The sequence below is a fragment of the Edaphobacter sp. genome, from assembly GCF_035763405.1.
Classification (GTDB): domain Bacteria; phylum Acidobacteriota; class Terriglobia; order Terriglobales; family Acidobacteriaceae; genus Edaphobacter.
The window spans coordinates 12860-34325 of the sequence record NZ_DASUBE010000042.1; the positions used below are offsets into that span (position 1 = coordinate 12860).

Consider the following 21466-nt stretch of genomic DNA (forward strand, 5'->3'; position numbering starts at 1 on the left):
CTCGATGAATTTCGTTTTACCTAAGAACAACTTCGGCTAGAATGGCGCGGACCTATAAGGAGCAAGCGAACATGCACTGGCTTCGCGGCACGACTCTTCTCGTCATCGCCCTTCTCGCCGCTGCGTGCGCACAAGCCGCGGTGACGGAGTCCTCCATTGAGAAACAACTCGGCAAACTACGCTCCGTTCCAACGGCCCAGCGCCCTGCCGCCACGATTGAGATTGCCAATGACATCCGCACGCTTCCCGCCGGGCTTCCGAAGTTGAAACTGGCCGATGCCCTGTCGCACCTTGTTACCGAGGGCGACCCCGGGCAGGAGGCGCTCCAGACTGTCGCCGAGACGCTGGCGCAGGCGCTCTCGGAGAATCCGATTGCCACCAAGAAGAGCGACCAGCCGCCGCCGATGCCGTACGTGGACCTTGCAAGGCTGGTCCGGTACGAACACGTCACCGTCACGCTCAAGGACCCTCTCTTCGACAAAGCCAGCGACATACTTGCCGCCAATGACGCGGACATTGCGAAGGCTGACTTTACGCTTAAGGACCTGCATGGAAAAAAGTTCACGCTCTCGGAGCTGCGGGGCAAGATCGTTCTGGTTAACTTCTGGGCAACCTGGTGTCCACCGTGCCGCGTCGAGATGCCTGACCTCGACGCGATCTACACGCACTTTGAGTCGCAGGGCCTGGTCGTTCTCTCCATCACAAATGAAGATCCGTTCAAAGTCTCCCAGCTCATCGGTCAATGGGGCTATCATCCTCCAGTCCTGCTTGACGCGGGCGGTAAGGTCGCTCAGGAGTTCCACATTACCGGAATCCCACAGAGCTTTGTCTTCGACCGCGAGGGCAAGCTGGTCGCCCGCTCCATCGATATGTGTACCCAGCACCAGTTTCTGACGATGCTGGCACAAGCTGGCTTACACCCGTGACTTCGATCAGGCGGAATGAGGCAGCCATGTCTGTCAGGCCGCCCGGTTCCCGCATGTGACGGTTTTGTGCGGGTCGGGTATCCTTAAGAGATATGGAACGGCGTAAAGTTGGCATTCTTGGCGCTACCGGCATGGTCGGGCAGCGTTTCATTCAATTACTGAGCAATCACCCGTGGTTTGAGATCGCGTGGCTGGCGGCGAGCGATCGCAGCGCGGGCAAGACGTATGGCGAGGCGTGCAAGTGGAAGCTCGACACTCCGCTGCCCAGGCACATTGCCGCCATGACGGTGGAGCCGAACGTGCCCGAGGGCGCGAAGGGTGAGCTTCCGAAGATTATCTTTGCCGCTCTGGACGCGGACATTGCCCGCGAGCTGGAGCCGAAGTTTGCCGCCGCCGGGTGCGCGGTGATCTCGAACTCGAGCGCCTTTCGCATGGTGGCCGATGTGCCGCTGGTGGTGCCTGAGGTGAACGCCGACCACCTCGCTCTGCTGGAGACGCAGCAGTGGCGGAAACAGAGCGGCGGGTATATTGTGACCAACCCGAACTGCTCGGCCATTGGGCTGGTACTGGCGCTGAAGCCGCTTGAGGAACGTTTCGGCATCGAGGGCCTGTTTGTCACGACGATGCAGGCGGTGAGCGGCGCGGGGTATCCGGGTGTGGCTTCGCTGGACATCCTCGGCAACGTCGTTCCGTTCATCAAGAACGAAGAAGAGAAGATGCAGGAAGAGGTGGGCAAACTGCTCGGCTCGTTGAACGGCGGGTCGATCAAGATGCTGAACGCGAAGGTGAGCGCGCACTGCAACCGCGTCGCCGTCGAGGACGGGCACACCGAGTGCGTCAGCGTAAAGTTCAGGAAGAAGGCTTCGCGCGAGGAGATTCTGGCGGCGTGGCGTGAGTTTACGCCGCTGGCCGGGCAGCATCTGCCGACGGCCCCGGACCAGCCTGTTGAATTTGACGAAGCGGAAGACCGTCCACAGCCGCGACTGGACCGGATGCGCGGGCGCGGGATGGCTTCGACCGTGGGGCGGCTGCGCGAGTGCTCGCTGCTGGACTGGAAGTTTGTGGTGCTCTCTCACAATACGATTCGCGGCGCTGCCGGAGCGGCGCTGTTGAACGCCGAAGTGCTGGCGCGTACCGGCAAGCTGGATAAGCTCGGCATTGCGCCTGCGGCGAAGAGTGAGCGTCAGGCGGTGCTGGCTTGAGCGTGGCGCGAGAGAATCTGGTCGTAATGAAGTTTGGCGGCACGTCCGTCGAGGACGCTGTTGCGATGGAGCGCACGGCAGCGATCGTGCGCGGACGGCGCGAGCGCGGGCTCGATGCCATCGTGGTCGTCTCGGCAATGGCGAAGGTGACGGATCATCTGCTGGCTGCGGCGGCTGCCGCGGGACGCGATGACAAGGCGGGCGCGCTGGCCATCAGCGCGCGGTTGCGTCATCGGCATATTGATACAGCCAGCGACCTGCTCGATGCCGAGCGCGTCGAGCGGGTGCATCCGGCGATTCACCGCGAGTTCGACGCGCTGGACGATCTGCTGCGCGGCATCGCCGCCGTGGGTGAGCTGACCGCGCGTACCAATGATCTGGTGGTCAGCTTCGGCGAACGGCTTTCGAGCCAGATGGTCGCGGCGGCCTTCGAGCAGCGCGGCCTGAACGGCGTGCATGTGGACGCGCGCACGTGCATCATTACGGATTCGCACTACGGCAAGGCTGCTCCGCAGGAGGCGGCCATCGAGGAGAAGCTGCGTGAGCTGGTACTGCCGCTGGTCGTTGCCGGAAAGACGCCGGTGATGGGCGGATTCATCGGCTCGAACGCCGAGGGCATTACAACGACGTTGGGACGCGGCGGCAGCGACTACACGGCTGCGCTGGTGGGCGGCGGACTGCACGCAGGCGCGATCGAAATCTGGACGGACGTAAACGGCATCATGACGACCGATCCGCGCATCTGCCCCGATGCGCTGAGGGTGAAGACGATCAGCTTTGAAGAGGCAGCCGAGCTTGCCTACTTCGGCGCGAAGGTGCTGCACCCGGCGACGATTCTGCCTGCGGTGCAGAAGAGCATCCCTGTGTGGGTGTTGAACTCGCGCAACGCGGAGAACGAAGGCACGAAGATTACGGCGACACCGGTGAAGTGCGCGAGCCCGTTCAAGAGCATCGCCGCGAAGAAACGGCTGACGATCATCGACATCGTGGCCAGCCGGATGCTGATGTCGCACGGCTATCTGAAAGCCGTCTTCGATGTCTTCGACAAGTACAAGTGTGCGATCGACATGGTTTCGACCAGCGAGGTGAGCATCTCACTGAGCGTGGATTCGAATCAGCGGTTGCCCGAGATCTGCGAAGAGCTGGGCAAAATCGCCGACGTGAAGATGGAAGGCAACAAGGCGCTGGTGTGCCTGGTGGGCGAAGACATTCGCGGACACAACGGCATCGCCGGACGCGTCTTCGGCGCGGTGAGCCACGTGAACCTGCGGATGATCTCGCAGGGTGCAAGCGAGATCAACATGAGCTTCATGATCGACGAGGAAGATGTGGAAGAGGCGGTGCGCAGCCTGCATCAAGCGTTCTTCGTCGACCCCGATGAAAATGTGTTTGACGTGACGGCGCGCGTGCAGGTGGCCGGCAAGGCATAGGAAGGGCGCAATGCGGATTCTGGTGCTGGGACAGGGCAAGACTGGCAAGCTGGTGGCCGAGGTTGCCGCCGAGCGCGGCCACAGCGTTCATGTATTGGACGCGAAGGAGAACGCGAATGCGTCCGCGCTGACGCCGCCGTTTATCGCGGGATTCGATGTGGTGATCGACTTCACGACTCCTGATGCCGTGGTTCACAACATGAGGGCGTGTCTCGCCACCGGCGCGAAGATGGTGGTAGGCACGACGGGCTGGTACGACAGGCTCGACCGGGCGTGCGAAGTGGTGAAGCGCCATCAGGGCGCGCTGCTCTATGGGACGAACTTCTCGGTCGGTGTTCAGGTGATGCTGCAACTGGCGGAGAAGATGGGCACGGCTCTGAAGAACGCCGGCTATACGTTCGCCATCGAAGAGACGCATCATGTGACGAAGCTCGATTCGCCTTCAGGAACGGCGCTCACTCTGGCTGCCACGGTGCAGGCCGCAAGCGGGCAGACTGTTCCCATCGAGGCGAAGCGCGAAGGCGGCGTGGTGGGAATCCACACGCTGGTAGCCCACAGTGAGGCCGACAAGCTGGTACTGACGCATGAAGCCTTTTCGCGGCGTGGATACGCCGAGGGTGCGGTGCGTGCGGCTGAGTGGCTTTCGACGCGGACAGGATGCTACGACTTCCGCGATGTGTTTCTGGAGATGTAACCGACGAGGGGGCGTGCGATGAGCGTGACGGAAGCAGTGGCGACGAAGTTTTCTGACCTGGCGTTTGAAGAGAAGCTGGACCGGCTGGCCGAGGTCGCGGTGAAGATCGGCCTGGGACTGCGTGCCGGGCAGGAGCTGATTATGTCGGCCCCCATCGAGGCACTGCCTTTGGCGCGGCGCATCACCGAACACGCCTACAAGGCGGGTGCGCTGCTGGTGACGACGCTCTACTCCGACGACCCGAGTGTGTTGGCGCGGTACGAATACGCGCAGGATGCGAGCTTCGACTTTGCACCGGTATGGTTGCAGGACGGAGTCGCCAACGGCTTCCGCAGCGGTGCGGCGCGGCTGGCGATTGCAGGCGCGAACCCGGCGCTGCTCTCGAAGCAGGACCCCGCCAAAGTTGCGCGCGCGAACGTTGCCATGTCGAAGGCGAGCAAGCCGGCGATGGAGCTGATTACGCGCCATGAGATCAACTGGACCATCGTCGCGTGCGCAACGCCCGCGTGGGCGAAGCTCGTCTTTCCTGACGACCCGGTGGATGTTGCGATGGCAAAGCTGTGGGAGGCGATCTTCGTCTCCTCGCGCATCGCCGTGGACGATCCGGTGGCCGAGTGGCGTGCGCATGGCGAGCGCCTCAAAAAACGCGTCGAGCTGCTGAATGCGAAGCGATTCTCTGCCCTGCACTTCAAGTCGCAGGACGGTGCAACGGACCTCACCGTTGGACTCGCGGACGAGCATCTGTGGGCAGGCGGCGGAACGACCGCGGGCAATGGTGTCTATTGCCAGCCGAACATTCCGACCGAGGAGTGCTTCACGACTCCGCACAAAGACCGCGTGAATGGCCGCGTGCGCGCGTCGAAGCCGCTCTCGCACCAGGGGACGCTGATCGAAAATATCGCCGTGCGGTTTGAGAACGGCCGGATCGTCGAGGCCACCGCGACAGCGGGCGAAGACGCGCTGAACCGGCTCATCAGCGCCGACGAAGGCGCACGCCACCTGGGCGAAGTCGCGCTGGTGCCGCATGGTTCGCCGATTGCGCAGAGCGGTCTGCTCTACTGGAACACGCTGTTCGACGAGAACGCTGCCAGCCACATCGCGCTGGGCCAGGCGTACTCGACGTGTCTGATCGGCGGCGACAAGATGAGCGCCGACGAACTGGCAGCGCGCGGGGCCAACTCCAGCCTGATCCACGTGGACTGGATGATCGGCTCAGGCGCGATGGATGTGGACGGCATCGCCGCCAATGGTAAGGCCGAGCCGCTGATGCGCAAGGGAGAGTGGGTGTAGATGCAAGGCCGGGAGCGATGAACGTCCCGGCCTTTCATCTGGCTAGTCCTCATCCGGGATGAGAACTTCCTTTGTAAGGAAACCAACCGTCTTGAGCGTGGTGTGCGGCTTGACGTCGAGAGCCAGTTTCTCCATCTGTTCCCAGCTCGGACGGGCACGGTCCGCATGGTTGGAACATGACTTGACCTTGAACGGAATGAACAAGGCGCGGTCATACGAGGCATAGGTACACAGAATGATGACTTCGGACTCGCGATAGCCTTCCACGGTGTGCGCGTGAGCGCACGTTGTGCAGAGCGAGACCGAGCCGATCGGTGTACCGTTCTTTACGTAAACGCTGCCCATGGGCAGTCCTTTCTCATCCAGCGTAGTGCTGGCAGTTATCGAGCATCGCAACGAATATCCACAGGAGTAGATTCGCAACCGGGCGAACCAGCGCGTCGTTGCTGCTCATGTTTTGATGGCGTGACGAAGCGCCCGGCCTGTAGACAGGTCAGCGCGCCACAGAGATAGATGGGGGACTAGCTAAGCTAGCGTGAAGAAGACGAGAGCGCCCGAAGCCATGCATTCTGCTGACTGAACAGGTGATCGTCTGGTCTAAACATCATCGGGTGCCCTCCTTTGCGAAGACGACTATCGCATAAAATGCAGCCCGAATCAAGCAATTTTCTACAGCAAGGACCAGCTCAACGAAGTTTGCACACGTCCCTCGCGGTAAACTAGCAGCAATATGGAATTGATGGGTTGTGGAACGGCGCTGGTTACTCCTTTCCGGAGAGACGGCGGTGTGGATGAGCCTGCGCTTCACGCGCTGGTGAACTGGCAGATCGAGAGCGGCGTGAACTTCCTCGTGCCTTGCGGCTCGACGGGCGAGGCGGCGACGCTGACCGAGCAGGAGTGGCTGCGCGTGGTCGATGTCGTCGTCGGCAGCGCGGCCGGGCGCGTGCCGGTGTTTGCCGGATGCACGCACAACGCGACGCACGAAGCAGTCGCACGCGCACGGAAGCTGACCGGCATTCATGGGCTGTCGGGCATCCTGACGGCGAACCCCTTCTACAACAAGCCCGGGCAGGAGGGCCAGTACCAGCACTTCCGCGCCATTGCCGAGGCGGTCGAGCTGCCGATCCTGCTCTACAACGTTCCCTCGCGCACGGGCGCGAACCTGGAGCCTGCGACCGTTCTGCGCCTGGCGGAGATTAAAAACATCATCGGCATCAAGGAGTCGAGCGGCAACATCGCGCAGATTACCGAGCTGCTGACGACGCTGCCGCGCAGCTTCAAAGTCTTCGCCGGCGATGACGGATTGGCGCTACCGATTCTGTCGCTCGGCGGCGCGGGGCTGGTCTCCGTGGCCTCGAACGTCATCCCCGCGCAGATGAACCGAATGGTCCACTCCGCGCTCGAAAACGACTGGGCTGGCGCGCGGCGCATCAACCGGCAGTTCTACCGGTTGATGCAGGCGCACTTCTGGGAGCCGAGTCCGGCCCCGGTCAAAGCTGTGCTGGCGATGCTGGGGCGCGGCGAAGATGTTCTTCGCCTGCCGATGGTTCCAGTCACAGAAAGCACACGGCGCAAGCTCGAACGCATGGTCGGCGAGCTGGGGATGCTGGCCGGAGTTGCGCCTACGGGCGAAGACCTGCGGATGTTCTGATTCTCTGAAACTGATTCGATAAAGGCGGCTTGTGATCGTGAAGGATACGCTGGAAAAGCGGATTGAGCACTGGTTTGAACAGGGTGCAGCGGCAGTAGGAAACAAGGATGCCGAGGCGGCGTTTCTGGAGCTGCGCGCGGCGCTTGAGGCCGGGACGCTGCGCTCGGCAGAGCCGGACGCTTCCCTGCCGCTGGGCTGGCGCGTGAATGCGTGGGTCAAACGTGGGATACTGCTGGGCTTCCGGCTCGGGCAGATGACCGAGATGGGCTGCGGCGAGAGCCTTTCGTTTGTCGATAAGGCCACCTATCCGGCGCGACGATTCACGGTGGCCGATGGCGTGCGCGTGGTGCCGGGCGGTTCGAGCGTCCGGGCCGGGTCGTATGTCTCGAAGGGTGTCGTCGTGATGCCTCCTGCGTATATCAACGTCGGCGCGTATGTGAACGAGGGCACGATGGTGGACTCGCATGCGCTGGTAGGAAGCTGCGCACAGATCGGCAAGCGCGTGCATCTGAGCGCGGCCGCACAGGTGGGCGGCGTGCTGGAGCCGGTGAACGCTTCGCCGGTCATCATCGAAGACGAGTGCCTCATCGGCGGAAACACCGGCGTCTACGAGGGCACGGTCGTGCGCAAACGCGCGGTGCTGGCCGCGGGAACCGTGCTGACGCGCGGCACGCCGGTGTACGATCTGGTGCGCGGCGAGGTCTACAAAGCCACCGCCGAGATGCCGCTCATCATCCCCGAAGGCGCGGTCGTTGTACCCGGCTCGCGCTCCGTCAGCAAGGGCAAAGGGCAGGAGTGGGGCCTGAGCGTGGCCGCTCCAGTCATCGTCAAATACCGCGACGACAAGACCGAGCTCTCCTCGGCGCTCGAAGATATTCTGCGCTGACAGCCTGCGTCAAAAGGGACATTCCAACCCGGGTGCTAAGATTAAAGGTTCATGGCACAAGATAAGTTGAAGCTGATTCCGCTGGGCGGGCTGGGCGAGTTCGGAATGAACTGCATGGTCCTGCGCTGGCAGGATGACATCATCGTCATCGACGCTGGACTGATGTTTCCTGAAGAAGAGTTGTTGGGCGTCGATATCGTCGTGCCCGACATCAGCTACCTGACCGAAAACCGCGACAAGGTGCGCGGCATCCTGCTGACGCACGGCCACGAGGACCACATCGGCGGCCTGCCGTGGATTCTCTCCGAGCTGAACGTGCCGGTGTACGGCACCGAGTTTACGCTGGCGTATGTCGAGGGCAAGCTCGAAGAGCATGGGCTGCTCGACGATGCCGACCTGATTGAGATCGCTCCCGGCGAGCGCGTGACCCTGGGGCCGTTTTCCGTGATGCCCATCCGCGTGACGCACTCCCTGGTGGACTGCGTGGCGCTGGCCATCCACACGCCGGTGGGCGTGGTGCTGCATACGGGCGACTTCAAGGTGGACTTTTCGCCGCCCGACAACAAACCTTTCGACCTGCACGCCTTCGCCGAACTGGGCAAGCAGGGTGTGCTGGCGCTGTTGCAGGACTCGACCAACGTGGACCGGCGCGGCTATACCCCGAGCGAAAAGGCTGTGCGTCCGCGCCTGGACGAGATCTTCACGCAGACGAAGCAGAAGCTCTTTTTCAGTTGCTTCTCGTCGTCGATTCACCGCATCCGGCTGGCGATGGAACTGGCCCATGACCACGGGCGCAAGGTTGCGGTGATCGGGCGCTCGCTCGACAACTCGACCGAGATTGCGCAGGACCTCGGGTATCTGGATCCGCCGCCCGGACTCATCATCAACCCGGGCCAGATCAAAGACACGCCGGACCACAAGCTGCTGATCATGATCAGCGGCACGCAAGGCGAGCCGATGAGCGCGCTGAGCCGCGCCGCCGTGAACAACCACAAGCACGCGCACATCGAGGCAGGCGACACGGTGCTGCTCAGCTCGCGCGTCATTCCCGGCAACGAGAAGTCCATCTACCGGATGATCGACCACCTGGAGCGGCGCGACGCCGAGGTCATCTACGACGACGGCGCCTCAGGACTGATTCACGTCAGCGGGCACGGCAGCCAGGAAGAACTGCGCCTGATGATCAATCTCGTCAGGCCGAAGTTCTTTATCCCCGTGCACGGCGACTATCGCCACCTGAAGCGGCACATGGAGCTGGCCGCCGGGCTGGGCGTGGTCGAAAAGACGATCCTGCTGGAAGACGGCGACGTGCTGGAGATGGACAAAAACTCCGCCGCGAAGACGGGCAAGGTGCCGGTGGAGCGGGTATGCATCGACTCGGGCGGCACCTCCACCGATGTCGTCGAAGACCTCGTCATCAAGGACCGCCGGCACCTGAGCGAAGACGGCATTGTGCTGCCGGTCATCGCCATCAACAAGCGAACGGGGCGCGTGGAAAACGCTCCGGAGATTGTCGTGCGCGGCATGGCCATCGCCGAGGATGGACTGATCGCCGAAGCCAGGCAGGTGGTGCAGCGCACACTGGATGCTTCGTCCGCGGAAGAGAAGGCAGACTACGGCGTCATCAAAGAGAAGATTCGCAACGACCTGAAGCGGTACATCCAGAAGAACACCAGCCGCCGACCGCTGATTATGCCGGTGATTCTGGAGATCTGAACACCAGGTCTTTTGAAGCTGAAGAGGCGCCTCGTGATAGGGCGCCTCTTTGCTTGCGCTTCGGGAGCTGGTTAGCGTCTGCGTTGCGCTGCGTCGCCCTCTTCAGCCAGTTGCCGCATCAGGCGAAAGAACTCCTTGTTCTGCTGGCCGATGAAGAGGCCGTCATCGACAAGGCCCTGGAAGGCGGCCATCGCTCCGGCGTTCTGTACGGACGTTGGTCGAATGATGGCGACGGGAGGAAACTTCTTGCTGAGGAAGTGCGTGGGTTCGGGCATGATGAGGTTGGATTGCAGGGTGTCGCCTTTGAGCGACTCGGGATCGGTCTCGCCCTGCGCCTGAGTGAGGTCGGTAAAGGTGACGGTTGCGCCGGTGCCGCCGGGGCCGTTGTCCACGTCCGTGAGCGGAAGTGCGTTCCCGGCCTTGTCCTGCCAGGTCTGAAAATGCATGGTCTCGCTCGGCCCGATGCTGAGCAGCACGCGCAAGACTTCAGCGTTCGTCACCTTTTGAGCGAGCGTCGGGTAGAGGCTCGTTCCGCCCTGCTCGATGAAGGCAAAGTGGAAGCCGGCGGTAAACGCGATGGCCTGCAGGTGGGTCGAGAGGCTTTTGGGATTGTCGGCCGGGTCGCTGGAGAGTGTGCTGCCGGCGGTGTCGGCGTCACTGCGCGGAATCGCTGTGTGCTGGCCGACGTTGAGGCTCGGAACAGCCTGGGCGAATGGCGAGCCGGGGTCGAAGTCGGGATTGGTGATGCTGCGATAGCGGGACCAGAAGCTTGTATCCACGGTGAGCTTCATCAGATTGGTGAGCCGCATCTTTCCGGTCGATCCGGCCGCGGTGCTGCCGGGGATATTGGTGAAGGAGGTCAGATCGACGGCATCGGCTCCCTTCGATTCGAGGTACGCCTTCAGGAAGGCGGCGTGGCTGATCTCGTCGTCGGTGTTGTCGTGAATGTACTGGGGCATGTCGCCGTCGAGAATCTGGAGTGCAGCGGTGTAGAGCGGGTTGCCTCCGCCTACACCCGAGACCTCCTTGTCCTGCGTTCCGCCCAGCTCGGAGTATTGAATCCATAGGTCGGCCTCAATCTGTTCGAGCGCGTTGAGAAACCTGAGGATGGCGATGTCGCCTTTGGTGACGTCGTCATGGTCGTTATCCTGCCCGAAGGACAGGCTGGAGACCATAGTGGCTGCGCCGGCGGCGGCGATTCCGGTCTTTAAAAACGAGCGCCGGCTGGCTGATTTGCTGATCAACATATCGAACTGACTCATCCTGCTTCTCCTTAGTACATGTGACATTTGGGCCTGCAATGGGCGGCCACTTGAAGCAACGCTAAGGGTTCGTCACGTGTCAGTTGTCACGACGAGGTCAAATGAGTGTCGCTTTCTTCAGACGACGGATGTCACAGAATGGTGACAGCAGTCACAGGCGAGTGGATTTTCCTGCAACTCGCTCGAAGCACATACATTTGTGTTGTACGTTGAACGTATGAGCATCTTTGAACTGACCAGCATTGTCGTGTGCCTGGCGGCTGCGTTTGGCCTGGTGAGCCATCGCTTTCTTCGCCTGCCCGCGACCATCGGCACGATGGTGCTGTCGCTGGTCTCGGCCCTGGTGCTGATGGTCACGGGCAAGATGGTCCCCTCGCTGCACGAGTACGCCGTGGCGATGTTTCAACGGATCGACTTCCACAACCTGGTGCTGCACTGCCTTCTGGCGTTTCTGCTGTTTGCCGGGGCGCTGCATCTCGATCTCGATGAGTTGAAGCGACAAAAAACGGCGGTCTTCCTGCTTTCGACGCTGGGGACGATCGCTTCGGCCGGCATCGTCGCCGCGCTGCTGTGGGTGATTCTCCGCGCGGTCCACCTGCCTGCAAGCCCGATGAGCTGCATGATCTTCGGCGCGCTCATCTCGCCGACCGACCCGATTGCCGTGCTGGAGATGCTGCGCCGCGTGGGCGCCCCCGCCGAGATACAGGCGTTGCTCGGCGGTGAGTCTCTGTTCAACGACGGCGTGGGCGCGGTGCTGTTTCTCACTCTGCTGGCAACGCCGGAGTCCCACGCTTTGCCGTCACTGGGATCATTCACCAGCCGCTTTCTGCTGGAGGCGGGCGGCGGCGTTGTGCTTGGCCTTGTGCTGGGGCTGATGGTGTATCGCCTGCTGCGCATGACCGACAGCTACCGGATTGAAGTCTTCCTGACGCTCGCGCTGGCCATGGGTGGATATGCGCTGGCCGATGCGCTGCACGTCTCCGCGCCGCTGGAAGCGGTGATGGCAGGGCTTGTCGTGAACGGCAGCAGCCGCTCCCACTCCATGCCCGAGATGACACGCGAAAATCTGGACAAGTTCTGGGGGCTGCTCGACGACATGCTCAACGTCGTTCTGTTCTGCCTGCTCGGGTTTGCGCTGATCGTCGTGACGCTCTCCGGAAGAGTCATCGTTGCGGGCCTGCTTGCCATTCCTGCAATCCTGCTGGCGCGCGCTGCGATCGTGTGGACGCTGCTCTACCGCAGACCTCCCGCGGCCGGGCTGCACAAGACCGGCATCGTGATGACGTGGGGCGGGCTGCGCGGCGCGCTCTCCATTGCACTGGTGCTTGCGCTTGCGGCTACGCCATGGTCAGGGCCTCTGCTGCCCATCACCTACATCGTCGTCATCTTCTCCGTGCTGGTGCAGGGCCTGACGATGGTGCCGCTGCTGCGGCGGCTCGGATTTGAAAGAGCGAGCTGACGCTTGGGTAATCGCCGTGATTCCGCGAACGTGAAGAAGCGGGAAACGGAACGCGGCAGCCTTAAAATGAGCGTGGCGTACTTTGCCTTACGGCGGACTCTCCCTGTTATGAATCATCTTTGCCACCGTATCGCGCTCACGAACACAATCTGGATGACGATTGCGCTGCTGGTCTGCTCCATTGCAACTGCGCCCGTGACGGACGCGCAACAGCCCGCCGTTCATGGACGACAGCGCATTGGGCTGGCGCTCGAAGGCGGCGGCGCGCTGGGCTTCGCGCACATCGGCGTGCTCGAATGGATGGAGGACCACCACATTCCGGTCGATGATGTCGCGGGCACCAGCATGGGTGGACTGGTGGGCGGGCTCTACGCCGCGGGCAACAGTCCAAAGGACATCGCACAGTTTGTCGGCAGCATCGACTGGTCTACCGTACTGGGAGGGCAGGCCCCGTTTGAGACCTTGAGCTACCGGCGCAAGGAAGATCGCGTTGCCTTTCCCAACCGCCTGGAGTTCGGTTTCAAGCACGGCTTCGGCCTGCCGAGCGGGTTAAACTCGGGCGCGGCAGTGGGCCTGCTGCTCGACCGCCAGATGCTGCCCTACTACGATCTCAAAGACTTTGACGACCTGCCGATTCCCTTCCGCTGCGTGGCAACGGAGATGGTCTCGGGCACGGCGCACGTCTTCCACGACGGCTCGGTAGCACAGGCAATGCGTGCGACGATGGCGATTCCCGGAGTCTTCGCTCCGGTCACGCACGGCAACGATGTCTACTCCGACGGCATGGCCGTGGACAACCTGCCTGTGGATGTAGCGCGCAGGATGGGCGCAGACGTAGTGATCGCGGTCTATCTCGACACCGGCACGGTAGACCGTAAGAGCCTGAACTCGCTGGTCGGCGTCGCCGGAAGAAATCTTTCCATCATGGTGGCGGCCAATGAGAAGGCCAACATGGCCAACGCCGACATCCTGCTCAAAGCCGACGTAAGCAAGTTCACCTCGGGCGACTTCACGAAAAGCACGCAGATTATTCCGCTGGGCTACAAGGTTGCGCAGGAACATGCCGCCGAACTGGAAAAGTACGCGCTAAGCGATGCTGACTGGAACGCCTACGTGGCCCAGCGAAATGCGCGGCGCAGAACCACGGTGCCGGTTCCCGCGTTCATCGATGTCTACGGATTGAGCGGGGCGCAGAAGGCCGAGGTCGAGAACGAGTTCACGAAATTTGTCGGACATCCTCTGGACATCGATCAGGTGGACGCAACGATCAACGTACTGCTCGGCACGGGGACCTACGACGGCATCAGCTTCAACATGATCGAGATGAACGGCAAGACAGGGCTGCTCGTCCGTCCGCGCACCAAGGCCCACGCGCCGCCGTTTCTGAATGTAGGCATAACGCTTTCCTCGAACAACACGAACAATGTTCTGCTGGGCGTGGGCGCGCGCGCTACGTACACAGACATCACCGGCCCCGGTTCGGAGCTGCGACTGGACGGCGCCGTCGGACCGCTCGCCGGACTGACCGGCGAACTCTACAAGCCGATACACTTTCTGCACTTCAGAAAAGGTTACTTCGTAGCGAGTCGCGCCTACCTGACCTACACCACGGCGTACTTCTTCAGCGGCAGCAACCAGCTTTCGCAGTACCGGGAGCATCGCAACGGATTCGGTGTGGACGGGGGCTATCAGTTCAACACCCGCACTGAGCTGCGCGTGGGCGAAGACTATCAGTGGTACGGGGACAAGCGGGCCATCGGCGAGCCGGAGCAGAAGGAGTTCAGCCTGAGGCCCTGGGTCACATCGACGCGGCTTCAGTATCTCGGCCAGGACAACGTGCAGGTGCCCACACGCGGTTCGATTGTGCAGTCGTCGTTGAGCTACTACACCCAGCGGCCCAACCGGAGCGGCGGCTATGCGCAGATGAACACCTACCTCGCGCACTTCATGCCCGTGAAGGAGCGCGGAATCGTCGCGGTCACGCTGAATGGAGGCACCAGCTTCAGGGCGCAGAATCTGGGGCTGGCCGGTTTTGAGCTGGGCGGGCCGCTGCGCCTGAGCGCCTACGAACGCGGCGAGCTGCTGGGCGACGACTACTTTCTCGTGCAGGCAGGCTACCTGCATCAACTGACCACGCTGAGTCCCGTCATCGGCGACGCCATCTACGCAGCGGGATTTTACGAGATGGGCAAGACGTGGAATGGACCAACCGGCACGCCTTCGCTGCCGAACGACTTCGCCGCCGGACTGGTGATCAAGACGCTCATCGGCCCAATGTACGGAGGCTTGAGCATCGGCGACAGCGACCACCGCAAATGGTTTTTCGGCCTGGGCCGCGTCTTTTAAGCAGAGAAGGAATTGCGGCTATGATGGGAGCCGCTGATTGCATCACGTTGCAGTAGGTTCTGCCCGGGGCTCAACTGGTCGATGACGGCGAAGATGCAGCAGGTAAAGTGGAATACAGCTGGCAGTTCGGTGCTGCGCGCGACGGGTCACGTGAGCGGGGCTGGCAGCGGAGAGGAAATCGATGAGTCAATTCGTCACGCTCGATGAAATTCGCGCCGCGCAGAGACGGATTGCCGGGACTGCGATGCGCACGCCGCTCTATCGCGTTTCGCGCGCGCGGCTGCGCATGGCCCGCGCGCCCGAGCCGGCTTTCGACCTCTACATCAAGGCCGAAAGCGAGCAACCCATTGGCAGCTTCAAGCTGCGTGGCGCGTACAACATGATGTCGCAGCTTACGCACGACGCTCTGCGGCATGGGGTCATTACGTATTCCAGCGGCAACCACGGACAGGGCGTGGCCTACGCGGCGCGCGCGCTTGGCGCCAAGGCCGTCATCGTCGTACCGGAGAATGCTCCCGCGGTCAAGAAAGCGGCCACCCGAGAGCTTGGTGCGGAGATCGTCGAAGTGGGGCCTGCGTCTTCCGAACGTCGCGCGAAGGCCGAGGAGCTCGCGGCAAAGTGCGGCTACACCATCGTTCCTCCATACGACGACCCGGCGATCATCGCCGGACAGGGAACGTGCGGACTGGAGATCATCGAACAACTCCCGGGAGTCGATATCGTGATTGCACCGGTCAGCGGCGGCGGCCTGCTGGGCGGCGTCGCGGCGGCCGTGAAGCAGGCAGCCCCGCACGTAAAGGTCTGGGGCGCGGAGCCGGCGCTGGCCGCCGATGCCAAGGAGAGCTTCGAGACAAAGACGCTGGTCGAATGGCCCGCAGACAAAACGACGCGCACCATCGGCGACGGACTGCGCACGCAAAGCCTCGGCACGCTGAACTTCGAGCACGTCGTGCGCTATGTCGATGGCATCGCTGCGGTGGAGGAAGAAGAGATCCTTGCCGCGATGCGCGTGATGCTGGCCACAACCACGCTGACGCCGGAGCCAAGCGGAGCCGTCTCACTGGCAGCGGCGCTGTTTCACTCCGCCGAACTTCCGAAGGCGAGTAAGGTCGCCGTGGTGCTCAGCGGCGGCAATCTTGAACCTGGACTGAAGACAGAACTGGACCGAGCGATAGTGACCGGCAACGGCTGATCAGCAACGTGAATCCACGTCTAGTTGCAGGTAAGCGTCGCTGTTGCTGTAGTCACATTTGCTCCGGTGCCATAGGTCGCTGTCAGCGTTACCGGTGCAGAGGTGGCAGCCGAGCATGTAGCTATCCCGTTGGTGGAGTAGTCCTGAGAGTTGGTGATCTTTACATTGAGCGGATCTGACGACGTCCAGACCGGGAGCACGGGCGCAACGAGCGCCGAGACCGGGCAGCCAGGTTGGGCGATAGCAGACTCCCCTGCCCTGAACTGTTGCTGGTCTCCCGGCGGCGTCGCAGCGTGGTTGACCGTGGCGCTCGTTGGACTAATCGACATTTTATATTGCACGTTAGCGCAACTGGCACCGCCGGACGCACAGCCGCTCAGCCCTACGGTAGTCACAAACAGAACACACAGAGCGACCTGTAACCTCATGGCCCGGAAGTCTATCACAGCGATGATCTAAGGATGATGGAGCCGCCCGGGTTGGAACCTGAAGCCTCTCTGCCAAGGCGGCTCGGGTGCAATTAGCTCTCCACGATGTGACTGTCAGCGTCTAAAGTGGTGTCTATGCAAGTTACTTTTCTTCGACGAAGTCTGGTGGCGTGGGTTGGCGCGGCTGCGCTGACCGCAACCGTGGCGATGAACCAGTCTGTAGCCCAGACAAAGGCTCAGAAGGCCGCCGCAAACTACGACCGCGCCGCGAGAGCGACGATGCTGCATGAGACCGTTGTGTACGTTCAGGCGGACGTGAATTCGCAGCGCCTCTCGCTGGTGACGCCGGGGCACGAGGTCGTCGTCGTGCAGCGCAGCGGCCCGTGGGTACAGGTCTTCGCCAATACCGATGCGGGCGACGAGCAGCAGGAAGACGCCTCCGACACGCCGGAGTTTGGTGACGACAGCACGCCGACTCCCTCCTCGGGATGGATACACGACAAAGGCATCGTCTCGCCCCAAACCCCAAACGGTGACGAGATCCTGTTCGGAGCCGCGGCCAACATGGAGGCCGAAGCCGAAAAGCCTCATGCACCCAAGGGCGCGGCTGAGGCGGCGCACCTGCTCTACAAGCGCGTGCCGGACTACTTCCCCAACTCACCGCTTGCACCCGAGGCAGCCTGGCGCGCGGCCGACATTCGCTGGCAACTCGACAAGCTCGACATCAGCACGCTGCCCAGCGCGAAGGAGCAGCAGGCGTATCTGCGCCCGCAGATCTACGACGGCGCGATGAAGCGCGTGATGAAGACATATCCCGGCACAAGCTACGCCGCGCGCGCCGCCTACGAGATGCTCGACAACAAACTGTGCGGCGACTGGCAGGGTCTGCCGAAGTGTCCTGAGATGGAGTCCGGCCTCTATGAGAAGTACGCGCGCCAGTATCCCGACAGCCCAAAGGCGCCCGAGGCTCTCTACAACGCAACCTACCGCCAGGGCGTAGCCGTGACGATGTATATGGTCCAGGACGACAAGAAGAAGGCCGATGATGCATCAAAGCGAGTAGCCAATCTGGCAGCGCAGATGCAGCAACAGTATCCCAAGTCGGACTACACGGCGCGGGCTGCGGCGATTGCCTACAAAGTCCAGCAGGGGATTCCCGTCTTCGGCAGCGATAGAGACTGAAGCACGCGCTCAGGAATGGCTACAAGAGGGTGCTGAAAAAGTCTCTGTGATTGCTTTTGGGGATGAGCGCGGAGCTTCAGCCGCACGAAAGAGCCAGCAAATACAAGGGACTTTAGAGGGTGCTGAAAAAGTCAGTTTTGCTTAAGGGCACGGCTTCAGCCGTGCCGCTAACGCTGCAAAATCAACGCGGCTTTAGCCGCTGAGGTACGCTTTCTTCCCGGCGAGACACTTTTTCATCACCCTCTTTAGCCCGGACCTTCTCTCCGGTCAACGCAAACGAGCTTTTTCAGCACTACGTTTTTGGAACAGCAATGAGTCTTCCGCAGCCTGTATAACCGTATACGATGACCGCGTTCTCACCACAAGACACGACAGCCGTCTCCGCTCATTCACCGTCCGACGGCGACCGGCGTTGGGACACGTTTCTCAAGCGCCGCACTCCGCCCAGCCTGGAGGCCGTCAGCCGAAAGCACCGTGCCGGAATCGCAGGCCGACGCTTCCTCGTCACCGGCGCCGGCGGATGGATCGGCTCGGCGCTGACGCAGGCACTCGTCCAGGCCGACGCGCAGGAGATCATCCTGCTCGACGCAGCCGAAGGTCTGCTGCACCAAACCGCAGAGATCATCGATGCGACAAGCTCGCGGACAGTCTCCATCGCCGTTCTCGCAAACGTCTGCGATACCGGGGCGATCGCGGACGTGTTCGACCGCCACCGCCCCGAGATCGTCTTCCACGCTGCGGCCTTCAAGCACGTGCCGTTGATGGAGACCAACCCCTTCGCCGCCATGGCTAACAATGCAGTCGGCACGTGGACGCTGGCAGACACCGCTCGAAGACGCGGTTGCCAACGAATGGTGATGCTCTCCACCGACAAGGCCGTCGAACCGTTCAGCGTGATGGGCGCATCCAAGCGGATTGCCGAACTGGCAATGCTGACTCCACGCGCAGGATCCATGCAAACGAGCGCGGTGCGCCTGGGCAATGTGCTCGGCTCCTCCGGCAGCGTCGTCCCGCTGTTTCTGCGCCAGATTGCGCGTGGCGGCCCAGTGACGGTAACGCATCCCGATGTCCGCCGCTACTTCATGACTTTGACCGAAGCCGTCGACGCGCTGCTCTCAACCATCTCGCCAACCAGCCCGAATGGCCTGCTCGTTCCGGACCCCGGCGCGCTTGTTCGCATCCTCGACCTCGCACAGCACCTCATCGCACACGAGCAGAGGCCGGGTTCTCCCGAGATCCCCATCGTCTTCACCTCACTTCGCCCGGGAGACAAGATGGAAGAGTCGCTGGTCTCCACACAAGAGACCTGCGCGGAAGGGCAGCCTGGCTTATTGCGAACCGTGATCAGCCATGTGCCTGATGAAACCCGGCTTGAAGCGGCGATGCGGCGGCTCCAGCAGGCGATTGCCGAGCGCGACCTGCATCTGCTGCTTGCAGCCGTCCAGTCGCTCGTGCCCGAGTACCAGCCGAGTTCGCTGATACAGGCGCAGCTCACCCAGGCCGCAACGGTGGGAGCATGAAGCGAACCATCGCCGTCGTCACCTCATCGCGCGCGGACTACAGCCATCTCTACTGGCCGCTTAGGGATCTCGCCGCACACCCTGACATCGACCTGAAGCTCATCGCGATGGCCGCCCATCTCTCACCGCAGTTCGGCTCTACGATCGGGGAGATCGAGCGCGACGGCTTCCCCATTGCCGCGCGCATCGAGTGCCTGCTCAGCTCCGACACCGACACGGGCATGGCCAAAACCCTTGGCCTCGCGGTACTCTCGCTCACCGACACGCTCTCGCAGATGCGCCCCGACCTGCTGCTCCTCATCGCCGATCGCTACGAGATGCTCGCGCCCGCCGCCGTCGCGCTCACACTGCGCATCCCCGTGGCGCACATCGAAGGCGGCGAGATCAGCGAGGGCGCCATCGACGACGCCGTGCGCAATGCCCTTACCAAGATGGCGCACATCCACTTCACCTCGACCGAGGCTGCGCGCAATCGCGTCATCTCGATGGGTGAAGAGTCGTGGCGAGTCCATCGAGCAGGCGCACCCTCGCTCGACCATCTGCGCCGCAGCAAGCTCCTCACCCGCGAGGAACTCGAACGCACACTCGACATCAACCTTGCTCAGCCTCCCGTCATCGTTGCCTATCATCCCGTCACGCTACTCGACGACACCACCGAAGAGGCCGATGCGCTCTTCGACGCGCTCGCGCAGATCGACAGCCCCATCCTCTTCTGCTACCCCAACGCCGACGCGGGCAGCTATGCTCTAATGCAGCGCACACGCGCCTTCGTCGAGCACCGGCCCACGGCGCACGTCTTCGTCAACCTTCCTGCTGTCACCTACTGGAGCCTGCTCAGGCACGCCAGTGTTCTCCTCGGCAACTCCAGCAGCGGCATCATGGAGGCCGCGTCCTTCGCTCTGCCCGTGGTCAACGTCGGCCTTCGCCAGTTCGGCCGTGAGCGTGCACCAAACGTGCTCGATGCCGAGGCGAGCACCCACTCCATTCTCGAAAAAGTCGCCATTGCGCAGAGTGCGGCGTTCTACGAATCGCTCCGCGGCATGACCAATCCCTACGGAGACGGCCACGCCGCCGAGCGCATCGTCGAGGTGCTCACCACCGCGCCTCTCGACAAGCTGCTGCGCAAGCGCGCCATCTCCATTGACCTCGCTCAGCCATGAAGATTCCTCTCTCGTCGCCGGACATCACCGAAGCGGAGATCGCCGCTGTCACCGCCGTCCTGCGCACGCCGCGCCTCAGTCTGGGGCCGCAGATGGAGCAATTCGAGCACGCCTTCGCGGAGTACACCGGGACGCCGCACGCGGTCGCCGTCAGCTCCGGCACAGCGGGACTGCATCTCGCCGTCCGCGCGCTCGACATCGGCGAAGGCGACGAAGTCATCGTCCCATCATTCAGCTTCATCGCCGTGGCCAACGCTGTTCGTTACGAGCGTGCAACGCCGGTCTTCGCCGACATCGATGTCGAGTCGCTGAACCTCTCGCCCACCACAGTCGAACAAGCCATCACGCCACGAACCCGCGCCATTATCGCCGTCCATACCTTTGGCCGCCCAGCCGAGATGACCGGCATCCTCGACATCGCCCGCCGCCATCATCTCGCGGTCATCGAAGACGCCTGCGAGGCCATCGGCGCGGAGCATGACAACCGCCGAACAGGCTCCTTCGGTGACATCGCCGTCTTCGCCTTTTATCCCAACAAACAGATCACCACAGGCGAAGGCGGTATGGTGGTCACATCGAAGCCGGGGCTGGCCACGCGCATCCGCGCCATGCGCAATCAAGGCCGCCACGATGGCTCCGAGTGGCTCCAGCACGCCGAACTCGGCTACAACTACCGCCTCTCCGAGATCAACTGCGCCCTTGGCCTTGCACAACTCAACCGCATCGACGAGATCCTCGCGCGACGCGAGCAGGTGTCACGGCTCTACACGAAGCATCTCAGCAGCATCGACGGCCTCATCCTGCCTGCGCTCGAAGCTCCGCGCAGCCGCATCAGTTGGTTTGTCTACGTCGTGCGTCTCGACGCCTCGTTTGCGCCCGATGCCCGCGACCGCATCCTGATGCGGCTCACAGCAGCAGGCATCGGCTGCGGACGCTACTTTGCTCCCATCCACATGCAGCCCTGCTATTCCGCATGGAAAGACGCGAACCTTCCCGTAACCGAGGCGGCGGCCTGCCGCACCCTCGCATTACCGTTCTTTAATCAAATGACGGAAAATGAAGTGACATACGTCAGCCAGGAACTGCGCGCGGCACTTTTGTCAGCGCGGCAAAGTTGAAAGA

At 62.3% G+C, this 21466-nt stretch carries 18 protein-coding genes; 15 read left to right on the forward strand and 3 right to left on the reverse strand.

The window, feature by feature from the left end:
- Positions 1-71 precede the first annotated feature (71 nt).
- The 5 genes from VFU66_RS03725 (at position 72) to VFU66_RS03745 (ending at position 5542) form a co-directional block, all read left to right on the forward strand.
- Positions 72-926: a TlpA disulfide reductase family protein gene (locus VFU66_RS03725; RefSeq protein WP_326444891.1), complete on the forward strand. Its 855-nt coding sequence runs from the start codon at positions 72-74 to the stop codon at positions 924-926.
- Positions 927-1018: 92 nt separating this feature from the next.
- Positions 1019-2128, forward strand: a complete 1110-nt coding sequence (asd, locus tag VFU66_RS03730) for an aspartate-semialdehyde dehydrogenase (protein WP_326444892.1) — start codon at positions 1019-1021, stop codon at positions 2126-2128.
- 26 nt (positions 2129-2154) lie between these two features.
- Complete coding sequence (gene lysC / locus VFU66_RS03735; protein ID WP_326444913.1) at positions 2155-3558, forward strand: lysine-sensitive aspartokinase 3; 1404 nt, start codon at positions 2155-2157, stop codon at positions 3556-3558.
- Positions 3559-3568: 10 nt separating this feature from the next.
- A complete protein-coding gene (locus VFU66_RS03740; RefSeq protein ID WP_326444893.1) occupies positions 3569-4252 on the forward strand; it encodes a 4-hydroxy-tetrahydrodipicolinate reductase in 684 nt (227 codons plus the stop codon).
- 18 nt (positions 4253-4270) lie between these two features.
- Positions 4271-5542, forward strand: a complete 1272-nt coding sequence (locus tag VFU66_RS03745) for an aminopeptidase (RefSeq protein WP_326444894.1) — start codon at positions 4271-4273, stop codon at positions 5540-5542.
- A gap of 42 nt (positions 5543-5584) precedes the next feature.
- Here VFU66_RS03745 and VFU66_RS03750 read toward each other — a convergent pair whose 3' ends face one another.
- Complete coding sequence (locus tag VFU66_RS03750) at positions 5585-5887, reverse strand: hypothetical protein (RefSeq protein ID WP_326444895.1); 303 nt, start codon at positions 5885-5887, stop codon at positions 5585-5587.
- Positions 5888-6272: 385 nt separating this feature from the next.
- On the opposite strand from VFU66_RS03750, the gene dapA reads away from it, so the two are divergent.
- Genes dapA through VFU66_RS03765 form a run of 3 tightly spaced genes read left to right on the forward strand, consistent with a single transcriptional unit; the run spans position 6273 to position 9795 of the window.
- Positions 6273-7193 carry a 4-hydroxy-tetrahydrodipicolinate synthase gene (gene dapA / locus VFU66_RS03755; RefSeq protein ID WP_326444896.1) on the forward strand — a complete coding sequence of 307 codons (921 nt, stop codon included), beginning with the start codon at positions 6273-6275 and terminating at the stop codon, positions 7191-7193.
- Between the two features lie 31 nt (positions 7194-7224).
- Positions 7225-8079 carry a 2,3,4,5-tetrahydropyridine-2,6-dicarboxylate N-succinyltransferase gene (locus VFU66_RS03760; protein ID WP_326444897.1) on the forward strand — a complete coding sequence of 285 codons (855 nt, stop codon included), beginning with the start codon at positions 7225-7227 and terminating at the stop codon, positions 8077-8079.
- A 51-nt stretch (positions 8080-8130) separates the two neighbouring features.
- Positions 8131-9795 carry a ribonuclease J gene (locus VFU66_RS03765; protein ID WP_326444898.1) on the forward strand — a complete coding sequence of 555 codons (1665 nt, stop codon included), beginning with the start codon at positions 8131-8133 and terminating at the stop codon, positions 9793-9795.
- Between the two features lie 71 nt (positions 9796-9866).
- Here VFU66_RS03765 and VFU66_RS03770 read toward each other — a convergent pair whose 3' ends face one another.
- Positions 9867-11057, reverse strand: coding sequence for a hypothetical protein (locus VFU66_RS03770; protein ID WP_326444899.1), 1191 nt, complete (start codon positions 11055-11057; stop codon positions 9867-9869).
- Positions 11058-11274: 217 nt separating this feature from the next.
- Between VFU66_RS03770 and VFU66_RS03775 the strand changes: the two genes are divergently transcribed.
- The 3 genes from VFU66_RS03775 (at position 11275) to VFU66_RS03785 (ending at position 16054) form a co-directional block, all read left to right on the forward strand.
- Positions 11275-12516: a cation:proton antiporter gene (locus VFU66_RS03775; RefSeq protein ID WP_326444900.1), complete on the forward strand. Its 1242-nt coding sequence runs from the start codon at positions 11275-11277 to the stop codon at positions 12514-12516.
- A 108-nt stretch (positions 12517-12624) separates the two neighbouring features.
- On the forward strand, positions 12625-14862 hold the full coding sequence (locus tag VFU66_RS03780) for a patatin-like phospholipase family protein (protein ID WP_326444901.1): 2238 nt from the start codon (positions 12625-12627) through the stop codon (positions 14860-14862).
- Positions 14863-15043: 181 nt separating this feature from the next.
- Positions 15044-16054 carry a threonine ammonia-lyase gene (locus tag VFU66_RS03785; RefSeq protein WP_326444902.1) on the forward strand — a complete coding sequence of 337 codons (1011 nt, stop codon included), beginning with the start codon at positions 15044-15046 and terminating at the stop codon, positions 16052-16054.
- 20 nt (positions 16055-16074) lie between these two features.
- On the opposite strand, the gene VFU66_RS03790 is transcribed toward VFU66_RS03785, so the two are convergent.
- Positions 16075-16383: a hypothetical protein gene (locus VFU66_RS03790; RefSeq protein WP_326444903.1), complete on the reverse strand. Its 309-nt coding sequence runs from the start codon at positions 16381-16383 to the stop codon at positions 16075-16077.
- A 234-nt stretch (positions 16384-16617) separates the two neighbouring features.
- On the opposite strand from VFU66_RS03790, the gene VFU66_RS03795 reads away from it, so the two are divergent.
- The 4 genes from VFU66_RS03795 (at position 16618) to VFU66_RS03810 (ending at position 21462) form a co-directional block, all read left to right on the forward strand.
- Entirely contained in the window at positions 16618-17664 is a 1047-nt protein-coding gene (locus tag VFU66_RS03795) for an outer membrane protein assembly factor BamD (protein WP_326444904.1), read from the forward strand.
- A gap of 344 nt (positions 17665-18008) precedes the next feature.
- Entirely contained in the window at positions 18009-19184 is a 1176-nt protein-coding gene (locus tag VFU66_RS03800; RefSeq protein ID WP_326444905.1) for a polysaccharide biosynthesis protein, read from the forward strand.
- Positions 19181-20344, forward strand: coding sequence for a UDP-N-acetylglucosamine 2-epimerase (gene neuC / locus VFU66_RS03805; protein WP_326444906.1), 1164 nt, complete (start codon positions 19181-19183; stop codon positions 20342-20344). The genes VFU66_RS03800 and neuC overlap by 4 nt, the downstream gene beginning before the upstream one ends.
- Positions 20341-21462, forward strand: coding sequence for a DegT/DnrJ/EryC1/StrS family aminotransferase (locus VFU66_RS03810; RefSeq protein WP_326444907.1), 1122 nt, complete (start codon positions 20341-20343; stop codon positions 21460-21462). Before neuC ends, VFU66_RS03810 begins: the two co-directional genes overlap by 4 nt.
- Positions 21463-21466 lie beyond the last annotated feature (4 nt).

Excerpts from the sequence above, each read along its gene's own strand:
- VFU66_RS03765 (WP_326444898.1), top strand. The coding sequence starts at position 8,131 with ATGGCACAAGATAAGTTGAAGCTGATTCCGCTGGGCGGGCTGGGCGAG.
- VFU66_RS03795 (WP_326444904.1), top strand. The coding sequence starts at position 16,618 with ATGCAAGTTACTTTTCTTCGACGAAGTCTGGTGGCGTGGGTTGGCGCG.
- VFU66_RS03790 (WP_326444903.1), bottom strand. The coding sequence starts at position 16,383 with ATGTCGATTAGTCCAACGAGCGCCACGGTCAACCACGCTGCGACGCCG.
- VFU66_RS03810 (WP_326444907.1), top strand. The coding sequence starts at position 20,341 with ATGAAGATTCCTCTCTCGTCGCCGGACATCACCGAAGCGGAGATCGCC.
- VFU66_RS03770 (WP_326444899.1), bottom strand. The coding sequence starts at position 11,057 with ATGAGTCAGTTCGATATGTTGATCAGCAAATCAGCCAGCCGGCGCTCG.
- lysC (WP_326444913.1), top strand. The coding sequence starts at position 2,155 with ATGAAGTTTGGCGGCACGTCCGTCGAGGACGCTGTTGCGATGGAGCGC.
- VFU66_RS03750 (WP_326444895.1), bottom strand. The coding sequence starts at position 5,887 with ATGGGCAGCGTTTACGTAAAGAACGGTACACCGATCGGCTCGGTCTCG.
- VFU66_RS03745 (WP_326444894.1), top strand. The coding sequence starts at position 4,271 with ATGAGCGTGACGGAAGCAGTGGCGACGAAGTTTTCTGACCTGGCGTTT.
- VFU66_RS03800 (WP_326444905.1), top strand. The coding sequence starts at position 18,009 with ATGACCGCGTTCTCACCACAAGACACGACAGCCGTCTCCGCTCATTCA.
- VFU66_RS03775 (WP_326444900.1), top strand. The coding sequence starts at position 11,275 with ATGAGCATCTTTGAACTGACCAGCATTGTCGTGTGCCTGGCGGCTGCG.
- asd (WP_326444892.1), top strand. The coding sequence starts at position 1,019 with ATGGAACGGCGTAAAGTTGGCATTCTTGGCGCTACCGGCATGGTCGGG.
- VFU66_RS03785 (WP_326444902.1), top strand. The coding sequence starts at position 15,044 with ATGAGTCAATTCGTCACGCTCGATGAAATTCGCGCCGCGCAGAGACGG.
- dapA (WP_326444896.1), top strand. The coding sequence starts at position 6,273 with ATGGAATTGATGGGTTGTGGAACGGCGCTGGTTACTCCTTTCCGGAGA.
- VFU66_RS03780 (WP_326444901.1), top strand. The coding sequence starts at position 12,625 with ATGAATCATCTTTGCCACCGTATCGCGCTCACGAACACAATCTGGATG.
- neuC (WP_326444906.1), top strand. The coding sequence starts at position 19,181 with ATGAAGCGAACCATCGCCGTCGTCACCTCATCGCGCGCGGACTACAGC.
- VFU66_RS03740 (WP_326444893.1), top strand. The coding sequence starts at position 3,569 with ATGCGGATTCTGGTGCTGGGACAGGGCAAGACTGGCAAGCTGGTGGCC.
- VFU66_RS03725 (WP_326444891.1), top strand. The coding sequence starts at position 72 with ATGCACTGGCTTCGCGGCACGACTCTTCTCGTCATCGCCCTTCTCGCC.